A 13938-nucleotide genomic window follows, 5' to 3' on the forward strand; every position below is an offset into this window, starting at 1 on the left:
TATGAAACGAACAGCTTGAGCCATTGCGGTCCAAGCTGTTTTCTTTTCAATAAAGTAATTTTACCTCGGAGATGATGACATGCTGACAGAACAGCCCAACTGGCTCCTGCAACGGGCACAGCTAACACCTGAGAGAATCGCTCTCATTTATGGAGATCACACCGTGACATTTGCTGAATTATTTGCCGCATCCAAACGAATGGCGTCCCAGCTTTCCGCTCATTCTTTTCGAAAAGGGGACACCGCGGCTCTTCTGCTCGGAAACCGGGCGGAGATGGTATATGCCGTACACGCGTGCTTTTTGCTCGGCGTAAAAGCGGTGCTGCTGAATACAAAGCTGTCTAAACATGAAAGGCTGTTCCAGCTGGAGGATTCCGGCGCCCGCTTTTTATTGACGGATGAAAGTTTTGACATGCAGGATTATGAGCATATGATTGAAACCATTAATGTGGATGAACTGGTAAAAGAAGATGCACAGGATATTGAAATTGAGCCATACATGCAAATGGATGCAACGGCGACTCTTATGTATACCTCCGGGACAACCGGCAAGCCCAAGGGAGTTCAGCAAACGTTTGGAAATCATTATTTCAGTGCGGTGTCTTCTGCTCTTAATTTGGGTATAACAGAACAAGACCGCTGGCTTATCACGCTGCCGCTCTTTCATATCAGCGGACTCTCCGCATTATTTAAATCTGTGATTTACGGAATGACGGTCGTGCTTCACCAGCGTTTTTCCGTAAGTGATGTATTGGATTCTATCGACAGGCATCAAGTTACGATTATTTCTGCGGTGCAGACAATGCTGGCAAGTCTTTTGGCAGAAATAAGCTACTGCCCGTCATCCCTCAGATGCATCCTGCTCGGCGGAGGTCCTGCGCCGCTTCCTTTGCTGGAAGAATGCCGAGAGAAAGGCTTCCCCGTCTTTCAATCATACGGAATGACGGAGACATGCTCACAAATCGTTACTCTCTCGCCGGAATTCAGTATGGAAAAGCTCGGATCAGCAGGAAAACCGCTGTTTTCATGCGAAATCAAAATTGAGCGGGACGGAAAAGCGTGTGAGCCGTTTGAACACGGTGAAATTATGGTGAAAGGCCCGAATGTGATGAAAAGCTATTTCAACCGGGAAAGCGCAAATAAAGCATCCTTTCAAAATGGCTGGCTGAAAACAGGCGATCTCGGTTATTTGGACAGTGAAGGGTTTTTATATGTATTAGACAGGCGATCAGATCTTATCATTTCAGGCGGAGAAAATATTTATCCCGCTGAAGTGGAGTCTGTGCTGCTTTCTCATCCGGCTGTTGCAGAAGCCGGCGTTTCAGGCGCGGAGGACATAAAATGGGGAAAAGTGCCCCATGCTTATCTTGTGCTCCATCAGCCTGTCAGCGCTGAAGAACTGACCGTTTTTTGCAAAGAACGATTGGCGAAATATAAAGTTCCGGCAAAATTCTTTGTATTAGACCGCCTGCCGCGCAATGCGTCGAATAAGCTATTGCGAAATCAGCTGAAGGATGCGCGTAAAGGAGAACTGTTATGATCGAAATAGAAAAAATTACGCTTTATCATTTGAGCATGAATCTAAAAAAACCGTTCAAAAACAGTATTGAGACGCTTCAGGAGCGCAAATTTTTGATCGTGGAAGCCATCGATATATCCGGAGTTACAGGATGGGGAGAAGTGTCTGCATTCTCCTCACCGTGGTACACCGAGGAAACGATTGGCACTTGTCTGCATATGCTGAAGGATTTTTTTATTCCTAATGTCGTCGGACGTGAATTCAGCCACCCTTCCGAAGTGCCGGACAGCTTGGCGCGCTATAAAGGTAACAGGATGGCAAAAGCGGGGCTTGAATCGGCTGTTTGGGATATTTATGCAAAAAAGAAGGGGATTTCTCTTGCGGAGGCATTAGGAGGGACAAGAGACAAAGTCCCTGCCGGAGTCGTTGTCAGCCTAGCGCCTCTTGAGGATATGCTGAAAGAAATTGAGGCTTATCAAAAAGAAGGCTATCAAAGAATAAAAATTAAAATTCAGCCAGGACAAGATGTGGAATTGGTAAAAGCTATCCGCACCCGATTCCCTGGCATCCCGCTTATGGCTGATGCGAATTCCTCTTATGAACTCAAGGATATCAGCCGCTTAAAGGAGCTTGACGAATATCATTTAATGATGATTGAACAGCCGCTCCAAGCTGATGATATTGTTGATCACCGCCACTTGCAGAAGCATATGAAAACGGCGATTTGCCTTGACGAAAGCATTTGCTCAGCTGATGACGCGAGACGGGCGATTGAGCTGGGAAGCTGCAAAGTAATTAATATCAAGCCTTCTCGTGTCGGCGGATTGACGGAAGCTCTGAAAATCCATGATCTGTGCAAGGAGCACAATATGCCGGTTTGGTGCGGAGGAATGCTGGAGACTGGCATTTCAAGAGCGCAAAACGTGGCGCTGGCTTCCTTGCCCCAATTTACGATACCGGGCGATATTTCGTCATCTTCAAGGTATTGGGATGAGGATATCGTGACCCCTGATATCCGTATCGATAACGGATTTATTTCTGTGTCGAAACAGCCTGGTTTAGGGGTTGAAGTAAATCAGGAAATCATGCGAAAATATGTGACCAAAATGGATGTTTTCACACAGCATGGATGAGAAAAAGTCATTTTATCAATTTGAGAGAATGTGAGTGTGCTGTTAGAGTAAAAGCGTTGAATACATCCCTTCTCGTTTGACCGGCTGCTGAATCAGCCGGTTTTTTTATGCGAAAAATATCTTGACAGAAATGGACAAACGCGATAATTTTGCACTAAGGAAACTTTTTGTCCTATATAAACAAAACATGCTTTTGTCTAATTAAATGTCACATGTCTAAGAAAACACAACATAAGATAAAACAACAGGACATCGATGACAAAGAGGAGGGAACAAATGAAAAAAAGAGGACTGATAGCGGCATTGGTCCTTGCATGCCTTGCTTTAACGGGCTGTGGATCAGAGTCTTCCGGTAAAAGCTCTGATCAGCGGCTGCAAGTGACGGCAACGACATCCCAAATTGCGGACGCGGCTGAAAAAATCGGCGGAAAGCATGTGAAGGTCACTTCTTTAATGGGACCGGGAGTAGACCCGCACCTTTACAAAGCGTCACAAGGTGATACGAGAAAATTGACATCAGCAGACGTTGTGCTGTACAGCGGCTTGCATCTCGAAGGGAAGATGGAAGACATTCTCCGTAAAATCGGTGAACAAAAACAAGCGGCGGCGGTTGCCGAAGCGATTCCGAAAAGCAAGCTTATTTCTGCGGGAAAAGGGAAGATGTATGATCCTCACGTCTGGTTCAGCATCCCATTATGGATTTACGCAATTGATGAAATCGAAGAGCAATTCAGCAAAGCGATGCCTGAGCATGCGGATGACTTTAAGAAAAACGCACAAGAGTACAAAGATAATTTGCAATACTTAGATAAATGGGCTCGTCAGGAGGTTGCGAACATTCCGGAGAAAAGCCGTGTGCTTGTAACCGCTCATGATGCGTTTGCGTATTTTGGGAAAGAGTATGGATTTAAAGTAGAAGGCCTGCAGGGTCTCAGCACAGATTCAGATTATGGTTTAAAGGATGTACAGGACCTGGTTGAGCTTTTGGCAGAAAAACAAATTAAGGCTGTTTTTGTAGAAAGCAGCGTGTCTGAAAAATCAATTAATGCCGTGGTGGAAGGGGCTAAAGAAAAAGGCCATTCGGTGTCAATCGGCGGTCAGCTCTATTCGGATGCAATGGGTGAAAAGGGGACAAAAGAAGGCACATACGAAGGCATGTTCCGCCATAATATCAACACGATTACCGAAGCGCTTAAATAAGGAATAGAGGTGAAAGAAATGTTTCCTGTTGAGCTGGAAAATGTAACAGTCGCTTATGATAAAAAGCCCGTTCTGCAAGAGATTTCGCTGCAGGTGCCGGAGGGGAAATTAATCGGTATTATCGGCCCGAACGGCGCTGGAAAGTCCACTTTGATCAAAACGATTCTCGGTCTTGTGCCCCGTGCCTCAGGAGACATCTCCATTTACGGCGAAACTTATAAACAACAGCGGACAAGAATCGGATATGTGCCGCAGCGAGGTTCGGTTGATTGGGATTTTCCTACCAGCGCTCTGGATGTCGTGCTGATGGGAAGGTACGGCCGAATCGGCTTGCTGAAAAGACCGAAAAAGGCAGACGCGGAAATGGCTGAAGCGGCTTTGGAAAAAGTCGGCATGCTCGATTATGCGAACAGGCAGATCAGCCAGCTGTCAGGGGGCCAGCAGCAGCGGGTATTCCTTGCCCGGGCACTCTGTCAGGACGCCGACATTTACTTTATGGATGAACCGTTTGCCGGCGTGGATGCAGCAACGGAGCGGGCAATCATGACTCTTTTGGCGGAGCTTAAGGAGAAGGGCAAAACCGTACTTGTCGTCCACCATGACCTGCAAACCGCCGAAGACTATTTCGATTGGATATTGCTGCTTCATTTAAGGAAAATCGCCTTCGGACCGGCGGAGAAAGTATTTACGATTGAAAACCTTCAAAAAACGTATGGAGGAAGGCTGACATTTCTGAAAGATAAAGTGCTGGCAGAAGGTAATAAGGGGTGAGCGCATTGATAGAAAGTTTGTGGCTGCAGCTCCAGCATCCGAATACACAGTGGGTGTTGGCAGGGACGCTTTTGCTCGGTGCAGCAAGCGGCGTGTTAGGGAGCTTTGTGCTGCTTAGAAAACAAAGTTTAATCGGAGATGCGATGGCCCATTCTGCCCTGCCGGGTGTGTGTCTCGCTTTTCTGTTCACCGGAGAAAAATCACTCCCTTTCTTTTTGCTCGGCGCAGCGCTTGCAGGGCTTCTCGGAACATGGCTGATTCAGCTGATACCGCGGCTGTCAAAAACAAAAGAGGACTCGGCAATCGGGATCGTTCTCTCTGTGTTCTTTGGCGTCGGTATTATACTGCTGACATATATTCAGCAGCTGGGGTCGGGAAGCCAAAGCGGACTTGATTCCTTTCTGTTCGGCCAGGCTGCTTCATTAGTCAGACAGGATATCATTCTTATTGCGGGAGTATCCGCCGTTTTATTGCTGCTTTGTACTGTCTTTTTTAAGGAATTTAAAATCATCACCTTTGATATCGCATTTGCAAAGGGATTGGGATTGCCGATACATTTTTTAAACGGACTTTTGGCCTGTCTTATTGTCTGCGCTGTTGTGATAGGGCTTCAAACTGTAGGTGTCATCTTAATGGCAGCTATGCTCATTACACCCGCGATTGCCGCAAGATATTGGACCGAGCGTTTAACGGGCATGATCGTGATTGCCGGGATGACAGGCGGGATCAGCGGCGTGTCCGGAACATTGCTGAGTACAACAATGGAGGGCATGGCGACGGGGCCTTTAATGATTTTATCGGCAACGATCATTTTTCTTTTTTCGATGATTTGTGCACCTAAGCGGGGACTGGCTGCTAAAGGGATAAGATTAATAAGGCTGCGCAGAAAAACAAACCGGGAGCAGGTGCTTCTGACGATTTTTGAGCAGTATGAACATAAGGAAATATATGTAACGGAGGAAAGTATACGAAAGAAAAGGCGGCTTTCACCTTCATCATGTCATAAAGTTTTGAATGATTTGGAAAAAGAGAGGTACGTTGTACGGATTGAAAACGGAGTTTGGAAAGTGACACAGGCTGGGATAGAAAAAGGTTATCTTACGGCTTTAAAATATCGGATGTATGAAATGTACCTCATGCATGAAATGGATATAGAAAAAGCAGGTGCGGATCAGGATGATTTTGTGCCGGACCGATTGCCGGAGGCTACAAGAGATAGGCTTCTTTCACTTTTGAAGCTGCATGGCAGGATGCCTGAGCTCCGCCAGCCATACCCTGAAATCAAGAAGGGGAAGATTGCCAATGAGCTTTGAAGCGTGGATTATAGTGACGGGCATACTAGTCGGTGTCAGCTGTGCGTTGATCGGAACATTTCTTGTATTAAGGAGAATGGCAATGCTGGCCGATGCCATCAGCCATACTGTTTTGCTTGGAATTGTGGGTGCTTTTCTTGTGACAAAAAGCCTTGACGGGATTCCTATGTTCATCGGTGCAGCCGTGTCGGGACTGTTAACGGCATTTTTGGTACAGCTTCTTCACAGCAAAGGGGTTCAATCAGATGCCGCCATAGGCGTTGTTTTTACCTCCTTATTTGCAGTTGGTGTCATTTTGTTATCAGTATATGGAGCGAATGTCCATCTCGATATTGAACATTCATTAATGGGAGAAATCGCTTTTGTGCCATGGAATACGATCACGGTATTCGGAGTGGACATCGGGCCAAAAGCGTTTTGGATGCTGGTTGTTGTGCTGCTTTTCAATATAACGATGGTCAGTGTGTGTTATAAGGAGTTCAAAATTTCTTCGTTTGATCCGCAAATGGCTTTGGCCCTCGGAATACCGGTCATGCTGATTCATTACCTCCAGATGGGGATGCTGTCGCTTACGACCGTTGCCTCCTTTGATTCGGTCGGCGCCATATTGGTTGTGGCGATGCTGATTGTTCCGCCTGCTGCCGCCCATCTATTAACGGACCGGCTGCTTTATATGCTGATTATCAGCGCGGTGATCGGAGGGCTGTCAGCTCTATTGGGCTATATCTGCGCAACATGGCTCAATGTTTCCATCTCCGGAGCGATGGCGGCAATGACAGGAGTTTTTTATGCAGGTGCCTTTTTATTTTCGCCGTCAAACGGAGTGATGACGAAAAAGATAAGAATGCTCAAAACAGAAAAAGAAAGAGCTGTCTGATGCCAGCTCTTTCTTTTGATTTTTACAAATCTTGCGGTTTAAACGTTTTGCAGTCTGTTTCCCGGCTGTTTTCGGCAGTCTCGCCAGTATGGCTGACAACATAAATGGCATCGGCTGTGCATCTGTTGCCTTTGTCCCAATAAGAACAGTTGTTGACCTCGCATAGGATTTTCTGGTCCATGCCATCCCCTCCTTATAAAGGTTCAAGCTTAGTATAGCCGGAGGGCTTGGGCCCTATTCTTCCTGCTGGCGGATATACCGTTTATCCTTCATAAACAGCTTCCAGAAGAAGTAGAAGCCTGGGAACAGGATAATGAATGCAACGATATATGTCATAAACAGCGCTCTGAACGTGGCGGGCTCGGTGAAACCGGACATGATCGTCACGTCAGGATAAATCATATAAGGGAGGTGGGCGCGGCCGTACGCGTAGCTTGCCAGGAAATACTGTATCGCAATCGCGACAAGCGCCAGTCTGGGTTTCCCAATCTTTTTGCCGAAGCTTTTGTTAGGCAGAAAAAGAGCTATGCCTGCGATGATGAATGTAATAAACGACGCAATAATCCAGGAAAAATCATTCATCATTCCAGTATAAAGCCAGTTTGCTTCATTCCGCATCGTCAGCATAATGCATACGGCAAATAGGAGCGAAATCGGGCCGGTGATTAAGGCGCTTTTTCTGTACGCCGTGTAGGCGTCCTGTTCCTCAGCCACATTCGAAACATCCGCCAGCAGCAGGGAGGATAAAAATAAAGTGCTTAAAATCGCAAACCCTATAAATGAATAGGCGTTTGGGCTTGTCAAAATGGTAGACATATTCAAGCTGTATACGCCGTCTGTGTTTTCGATAAATCCACCGTGTGTCACCGGGAGAACCAATATCAGAACAGCGGGAATAATAAAACCGGAGATGCCGGAAATATATCTGAGCAATTTCCTTTCCTTCGCTGTGTTTGAAAAAACGAGAAAACCGCTTCGGATTGCTAAAAGCAATAAAATAATGCTGCCGGGAATTAATAAAACAGTTCCGAGCACAAACGTTGCACCTGGAAAAAAGCTGAAAAGCGCAACGACGATGGCCACGATAAAGACGTTAGTGACCTCCCAAGTCGGCGACAGAAAGCGATTTGCGATATCAGTCGCCTTCATATGCTCCTTGTTTAAGTAGATCATAGACCAAAATCCCGCTCCGAAATCCATTGTGGCCATGACGGCGTAAATAAACACAAAACCCCAAATAATTGAGATGGCGATCAGAGCGTCCGTTGAAATGTCCATTTGTCGATCTTCCTTCCATTTAGTTTCCTGCTTGCGAAGCTATTAAGACTCCGCCGTATTTAAATCCTCATCCACAGGGTGCTTTTTGAAATAGTAAAGCAGTACATAAACGACAGCTGCGCCCAACACGGCGTAAACGAAGGTGAAAAACAGGAAAAGCACTCCGATCGAGCCTGTCGTCGTGACAACATCTGATGTCTTCAGCAGATGATAGATGACCCACGGCTGTCTCCCTGTACAAGCGAAAATCCAGCCGAATTCAATACCAATCATGCTGAGAGGACCGGCTGTCATGAAAATCACCAGCAGCCAGGTTGGAAAACGATCTTTCTTTAATACTTTTCTCCAGACGACACCGATAATGGAATAAAGAATAAGCAGCATTCCGACACCGACCATCGCATTAAATAACGTGTGAATAAAAAGCGGCGGCCATTCGTCTCTCGGAAACGCATTTAATCCTTTTACAACAGTGTCAAAACTGTTGGCTGCCAAAAAGCTTAATGCCCACGGAATCTCGATTGCCCATTTCACTTTTTCCTCCTCCGGATCGGTAAATCCTCCGATTGCAAGCGGGGCATGGGATCTTGTTTCAAAAAGGCCCTCTGCTCCGGCGAGCTTTTCCGGCTGATATTCATGCAGCATTTGTGCTGATTCGTGCCCGTTTAAGGCTGTTATCAATGAAAAGATACCGCCGACCGTCAGCGCGAGCAGCAGGGCTTTACGGTGAAAGCGATAGACGTTTTCTTTTTTTCTGGACCGGATCATTTTGTATGCGGCAACAGAAGCAACGATAAAGGCTCCTGTCATGAACGCAGACAGAACGACATGGCCGGCGGTTACAAAAAAGCTTGGGTTAAAAAACGCGGCCCACGGATCAACATCAGTTATCTTTCCGTTTATAATTTTAAATCCGGCCGGGGTTCCTTCAAAGGCATGGACATTCGTGATCAGAATGGCAGACGCCGCGGCCCCGATCAGCACAAAGACAACAGCGATAATCCTCATGACCGGCGATAAGCGGTCTGCGGCATATACATAAATCGACATAAACAGGGCTTCGATAAAAAAAGCGTAGATTTCAATTTGGAATGGCAGGGACATGACCCGGCCGATGACTTCCATAAAACCCGGCCATAAAAGCGCGAGCTGAGTACCGGCAATGGTTCCGGTCGGAATGGCGACCCCCAGCAAAACAGCCTGTGCTTTTGTCCATCTCTTCGCCATGATGGCATAATGGTCATCCTTCGTTTTTTGATAGATCAATTCAGCTATTAAAATCATGAGCGGCAGACCGACTCCCAAGGTTGCGAAAATGATATGAAAGCCCATTGTCGTACCAAAAAGACTCCTAGCCAAAACTAAATCATCCACAATAATAAACCACCTTTCTCAAAACGATCTGTATGTAATATGGGTTTATTATTTGCTTCCTCGGTTAGATTATTCTTCCTGTTCTTAAAAGCATGAGGTTTATGAAGCGAAAGATCGGGAAACCTGTAAGAAGATTGACAAAATGTTTGTTAGGATATAAAATAAAACGTAATTATTACGATTTAATAAGGAGAGATAGACATGAAGGAAGGAATTCATCCGAAGAATCACAAAGTAATATTTCAGGATGTAAACAGCGGATACCGCTTTTTGAGCAGGTCTACCAAAACATCGGAAGAAACAGCGGAGTGGGAAGATGGAAACACATATCCGGTTATTAAAGTAGAGGTAAGCTCAGATACTCATCCGTTTTATACAGGCCGCCAGAAATTCAATGAAAAAGGCGGAAGAGTCGAGCAGTTCAACAAAAGATATAACATGGGAAAATGAGGCAGCCGCGGGGCTTGCCTTTTTTTCTGGCCTCAACATCTTGCCGATAGGATGACGAAAGGCAGAGGCTGTGATATATTGAAGAAAAAAGACCGGAAAGGAATACCGCTATGAGTCTTCTAAATGATATTCTTGACTTTAATAAAACTTTTATTGAACAAAAAGATTATGAAAAATATCAGACATCAAAATTCCCGGATAAAAAAATGGCGATTCTTTCTTGCATGGACACTCGTTTGGTTGAATTGCTGCCGCATGCGATGAATATGCGAAACGGTGACATCAAAATTATAAAGAGTGCCGGTGCGCTTGTTACACACCCGTTCGGAAGCATTATGAGAAGTTTACTGGTTGCAGTGTACGAGCTGAACGCAGATGAAGTCTGTGTAATCGGACACCACGATTGCGGTATGAGCAAAATCAGCAGTGAAAGTATGCTTAATAGAATAAAGGAAAGAGGAATTCCGGAAGAACGCATCGAAACATTGAAGTACTCCGGAGTTGACTTTGACCAATGGTTTAAAAGCTTCGATTCAGTGGAAGCGAGCGTAAAAGACAGCGTGGACGTCATTAAACATCATCCGCTGTTCCCGGAAACTGTGCCTGTCCATGGTTTAGTCATTGATCCTGAGACAGGAAAACTGGATGTTGTCGTAAACGGCTATAACGCTTAATCTTTGCGCTTTTTTTCAGGGACGGGGTCGACTCCGCCCGGATGAAATGGATGGCATTTCAAAATCCGTATGAGAGTCAGCCATCCGCCTTTAAGGGCGCCGTGCGTTTTAATGGCTTCGATTCCATATTGTGAACAAGTCGGATAAAAGCGGCATGTTGGCGGCGTCAGCGGCGAGATGAATTTTTGGTACCCTCTGATCAGAGCAATAAATATGGTTTTCATGTGTCTTCAGCAACCTTTCTGATGCAAGTATAAAAAAAATAACGCGGTTTGAAAAGTTATTCGATAATTCTTATCGGAAAGGTATGTTATAATAAAAATACATTTTTAAAAAAGGGAGAGTGCCATTATGCCTTCAGTAGAAAGTTTTGAACTTGACCATAATGCGGTTGTTGCCCCATACGTAAGACATTGCGGTGTGCATAAAGTAGGAACAGACGGTGTTGTAAATAAATTTGATATTCGTTTTTGCCAGCCGAATAAACAGGCGATGAAGCCTGATACGATCCATACACTTGAGCATTTGCTCGCATTTACGATTCGCACTCATGCTGAGAAATATGATCATTTTGATATTATTGATATTTCGCCAATGGGCTGCCAAACCGGCTACTATCTTGTTGTCAGCGGAGAGCCGACTCCTGCGGAAATCGTTGACTTGCTTGAAGACACAATGAAGGAAGCTGTAGAAATTACCGAAATTCCGGCTGCCAATGAAAAGCAGTGCGGCCAGGCGAAGCTTCATGACCTGGAAGGCGCAAAACGTTTGATGCGTTTCTGGCTGTCACAGGATAAAGAAGAATTGCTAAAAGTATTTGGCTAAATAGAAAAAAGACCTTTTTGCCCGAAAGCAAAAAGGTCTTTTTTGTGACGTTACAGATTTTGTATACCATTTGCTGTAAGCGTTTGCTACTATTGAGGTAAACGACGAAAAGGGTGATGGAATGAAAAAGATGGTCGCTGCAGTACTTTTTTCTGCTGTTTTTTTACTGAACGGGTGCGGATCTGAGGCGAATAAAGCACATACAGCAGCTGAGACGCCTGAGGTATTAGATGTAAAACTCACCGGACCGGAAAAAGTGAAGCCGGGAGAGAATGCTGCTTATGAAGCGGCGGTTTCTTACGGAGATGAAGCGGTGACAGATGCTGATGAAGTGGAGTTTGAGATATGGAAAGACGGAGAAAAAAACGACAGCAAGATGTTTAAAGCCAAACAGGAAGATGGCGTATATCGATTTGAGACAGAGTTTAAGGAAGATGGCGTATACACTGTCCAATCTCATGTAACTGCAAAAAAACAGCACAGCATGCCGACCTTAAAAGTCCAAGTCGGAGATGCCGATGCTGCCACCAAGCAACCTGAAGAAGAGCAATCACACCATCATTGACCTTTTGGGTCTGAACCGGGAGCATTTCCTTCTTGAGGAGGGTCAATCGTGTGTTTTACATTATAGGCTTTTACAGTCGTCCAAACACTTACGAGCAAAACAGCCAGCACAATCAAAATACTTATCGTGATGAGAAGCGTCATGATTCCACCTCCCGTTTTCAATAATTGTAACATAGTGGAAGACATTGTGACAGACGGGTAAAATAAAGGTTTTAGCGTACGATATGAAGGGTATACACCTAATATAAACAAGGAGGAAGATAATATGTCAGAACAATTGATTCAAGCCGTGAATAAACAAGTAGCCAACTGGACAGTCATGTATGTGAAACTACATAATTATCACTGGTATGTAAAAGGGAAAGATTTCTTTACACTGCATGAAAAATTTGAAGAGCTTTATAACGAGACAGCAACTTATATTGATGATTTGGCAGAGCGTCTTTTGGCTTTGAACGGAAAACCGATCGCGACAATGAAAGAATCTTTGGAAACAGCTTCTGTAAAAGAAGCGAACGGAAACGAAACAGCAGAACAAATGGTTCAGAGTGTGTATGATGATTTTACAGTTATCGCGGAAGAACTGAAAAGCGGCATGGACTTAGCTGATGAAGTCGGAGACGAAACAACAGGGGACATGCTTCTTGCCATTCACCAAAATATTGAAAAACATAACTGGATGCTGAAAGCTTACCTTGGATAATAGAAAAGAAAGACCGGATATCTTTGAAGATGTCCGGTTTTTATTTTGCCTCGCAAAAATAGGCGACAACTAGTCCATTTTTCTGAAAAATCCAATCCGTTCGGCGTGCTTTCCATAGAATATGGTAAGGCCGTTTCTGTGAAAGGATGTTGGGATAAATGGATAGAGACTTTGGCATCTTTTCGTTTTTTGCAGTCAGCGTTTCAGCAGCGGGGTTTTTCTTCGGAGGTTTTCAGTACTCACTCCTCATTCTGCTGTCTCTTATGGCAATTGAATTTATCAGTACGACCTTGAAGGAAACGATTATTCACAAACTGGCGTTCAAGAAGGTTTTTGCCCGTTTCGTCAAAAAATTAGTTACGTTGGCTCTGATCTCTGTCTGCCACTTTTTTGACCAGCTGCTGAATACACAGGGATCAATACGTGACTTGGCCATTATGTTTTATATTCTTTATGAATCTGTGCAAATTGTCGTGACAGCCAGCTCTCTCGGTATACCTGTTCCGGAAATGCTTGTGGATCTATTAGAAACGTTAAAAAATAAATTCAGGCGCAAACCGTAACTTTTATCTGTTCGCGGGTCATAATAAAGCCCAGAGCGTCAGTCATTTACATTTTGACAAGAGCTGCGGCCAAAAGCTGTACGAGCTGGTCTATCGTTTCAGATCCGGATGGCGTGCTGGGTTTCCCTTATTTTTTGATAAAAAGCTTCCGAAGAAACGTAACTGTGGTATGATGTATGGAAGATAGCTAGGAACGGATTTGAGGGATAAACATGTACGAGTTTAAAGATTATTATCAGAATACTGTTCAGCTCTCCTTTGACAATCAGCCCTTTTCGGACAGCCCGAAGCATGTCTGGGTCATCTGCCGTTTTGGTGACAAATGGCTTTTGACAGAACATGAGGACAGAGGCTTTGAGTTTCCGGGCGGGAAAGTGGAACCGATGGAGTGCGCGGAAGAGGCGGCGCTTCGAGAAGTAAAGGAAGAAACAGGGGCGAGAGTGAAAAGCCTCAAGTATCTCGGACAGTATAAAGTTCTCGGAAAAGAAAAGGTTATTGTGAAGAATATATATTTTGCAGATATAGAGAAACTTGAAAAGCAAAGCGATTACTTTGAAACGAAAGGGCCGGTTCTGTTTCATGAACTTCCGGAAAACTTGCCCCGTAATAAAAAATTCAGCTTTATTATGAAGGATTCTGTGCTTCCCATCAGTTTGAAAAAACTGAAAGAAGCGGGATGGATCAACTAAAA

Annotated in this window: 18 protein-coding genes; 13 read left to right on the top strand and 5 right to left on the bottom strand. The window is 44.8% G+C overall.

The genetic code is table 11. The annotated features are described in order from the left end of the window. Positions 1-79 precede the first annotated feature (79 nt). The 6 genes from LNN34_RS00065 to LNN34_RS00090 all read left to right on the top strand — a co-directional run bounded on the left by LNN34_RS00065 (position 80) and on the right by LNN34_RS00090 (position 6813). A complete protein-coding gene (locus LNN34_RS00065; RefSeq protein WP_229042456.1) occupies positions 80-1540 on the top strand; it encodes an o-succinylbenzoate--CoA ligase in 1461 nt (486 codons plus the stop codon). Beyond that, the gene (gene menC / locus LNN34_RS00070) at positions 1537-2652 is read left to right on the top strand and encodes an o-succinylbenzoate synthase (RefSeq protein ID WP_202663808.1); all 1116 of its coding nucleotides are present in this window, start codon (positions 1537-1539) and stop codon (positions 2650-2652) included. Before LNN34_RS00065 ends, menC begins: the two co-directional genes overlap by 4 nt. A gap of 276 nt (positions 2653-2928) precedes the next feature. Continuing rightward, entirely contained in the window at positions 2929-3852 is a 924-nt protein-coding gene (locus LNN34_RS00075; RefSeq protein WP_229042457.1) for a metal ABC transporter solute-binding protein, Zn/Mn family, read from the top strand. 18 nt (positions 3853-3870) lie between these two features. Further along, positions 3871-4623, top strand: a complete 753-nt coding sequence (locus LNN34_RS00080) for a metal ABC transporter ATP-binding protein (RefSeq protein ID WP_044153670.1) — start codon at positions 3871-3873, stop codon at positions 4621-4623. Between the two features lie 5 nt (positions 4624-4628). Next, complete coding sequence (locus LNN34_RS00085; RefSeq protein WP_229042461.1) at positions 4629-5936, top strand: metal ABC transporter permease; 1308 nt, start codon at positions 4629-4631, stop codon at positions 5934-5936. Continuing rightward, positions 5926-6813: a metal ABC transporter permease gene (locus LNN34_RS00090; RefSeq protein WP_095714580.1), complete on the top strand. Its 888-nt coding sequence runs from the start codon at positions 5926-5928 to the stop codon at positions 6811-6813. Before LNN34_RS00085 ends, LNN34_RS00090 begins: the two co-directional genes overlap by 11 nt. Before the next feature lie 22 nt (positions 6814-6835). Here the strand turns inward: LNN34_RS00090 and LNN34_RS00095 are convergent, their stop codons facing one another. Genes LNN34_RS00095 through LNN34_RS00105 form a run of 3 tightly spaced genes read right to left on the bottom strand, consistent with a single transcriptional unit; the run spans position 6836 to position 9465 of the window. Continuing rightward, entirely contained in the window at positions 6836-6994 is a 159-nt protein-coding gene (locus tag LNN34_RS00095; protein WP_010331596.1) for a DUF1540 domain-containing protein, read from the bottom strand. A gap of 53 nt (positions 6995-7047) precedes the next feature. Further along, a complete protein-coding gene (locus tag LNN34_RS00100; RefSeq protein WP_024122596.1) occupies positions 7048-8091 on the bottom strand; it encodes a cytochrome d ubiquinol oxidase subunit II in 1044 nt (347 codons plus the stop codon). Positions 8092-8133: 42 nt separating this feature from the next. Next, a complete protein-coding gene (locus LNN34_RS00105; protein WP_229042463.1) occupies positions 8134-9465 on the bottom strand; it encodes a cytochrome ubiquinol oxidase subunit I in 1332 nt (443 codons plus the stop codon). 201 nt (positions 9466-9666) lie between these two features. Between LNN34_RS00105 and LNN34_RS00110 the strand changes: the two genes are divergently transcribed. Further along, the gene (locus LNN34_RS00110) at positions 9667-9915 is read left to right on the top strand and encodes a type B 50S ribosomal protein L31 (protein ID WP_010331593.1); all 249 of its coding nucleotides are present in this window, start codon (positions 9667-9669) and stop codon (positions 9913-9915) included. Between the two features lie 110 nt (positions 9916-10025). Continuing rightward, complete coding sequence (locus LNN34_RS00115) at positions 10026-10589, top strand: beta-class carbonic anhydrase (protein ID WP_024122594.1); 564 nt, start codon at positions 10026-10028, stop codon at positions 10587-10589. Here the strand turns inward: LNN34_RS00115 and yidD are convergent. Next, positions 10586-10813, bottom strand: coding sequence for a membrane protein insertion efficiency factor YidD (gene yidD / locus LNN34_RS00120; protein WP_010331591.1), 228 nt, complete (start codon positions 10811-10813; stop codon positions 10586-10588). The two genes, LNN34_RS00115 and yidD, sit on opposite strands and share 4 nt — an antisense overlap. A gap of 127 nt (positions 10814-10940) precedes the next feature. Between yidD and LNN34_RS00125 the strand changes: the two genes are divergently transcribed. After that, a complete protein-coding gene (locus LNN34_RS00125) occupies positions 10941-11414 on the top strand; it encodes an S-ribosylhomocysteine lyase (protein WP_010331590.1) in 474 nt (157 codons plus the stop codon). Between the two features lie 121 nt (positions 11415-11535). Beyond that, positions 11536-11979 (top strand): FixH family protein, encoded by a 444-nt coding sequence (locus LNN34_RS00130; protein ID WP_106020309.1) that lies wholly within the window; start codon positions 11536-11538, stop codon positions 11977-11979. Here the strand turns inward: LNN34_RS00130 and ytzI are convergent. Next, positions 11973-12122 (bottom strand): YtzI protein, encoded by a 150-nt coding sequence (ytzI, locus tag LNN34_RS00135; protein WP_044153683.1) that lies wholly within the window; start codon positions 12120-12122, stop codon positions 11973-11975. The two genes, LNN34_RS00130 and ytzI, sit on opposite strands and share 7 nt — an antisense overlap. Positions 12123-12246: 124 nt before the next feature. Between ytzI and LNN34_RS00140 the strand changes: the two genes are divergently transcribed. The 3 genes from LNN34_RS00140 (at position 12247) to ytkD (ending at position 13936) form a co-directional block, all read left to right on the top strand. After that, positions 12247-12684 carry a Dps family protein gene (locus LNN34_RS00140; RefSeq protein WP_010331587.1) on the top strand — a complete coding sequence of 146 codons (438 nt, stop codon included), beginning with the start codon at positions 12247-12249 and terminating at the stop codon, positions 12682-12684. Positions 12685-12842: 158 nt separating this feature from the next. Then, on the top strand, positions 12843-13247 hold the full coding sequence (locus LNN34_RS00145) for a phage holin family protein (RefSeq protein WP_024122591.1): 405 nt from the start codon (positions 12843-12845) through the stop codon (positions 13245-13247). Positions 13248-13459: 212 nt separating this feature from the next. After that, positions 13460-13936, top strand: coding sequence for an RNA deprotection pyrophosphohydrolase (gene ytkD, locus LNN34_RS00150; protein ID WP_024122590.1), 477 nt, complete (start codon positions 13460-13462; stop codon positions 13934-13936). Positions 13937-13938 lie beyond the last annotated feature (2 nt).

Source organism: Bacillus sp. AF23 (assembly GCF_020861455.1).
Taxonomy (GTDB): domain Bacteria; phylum Bacillota; class Bacilli; order Bacillales; family Bacillaceae; genus Bacillus; species Bacillus halotolerans.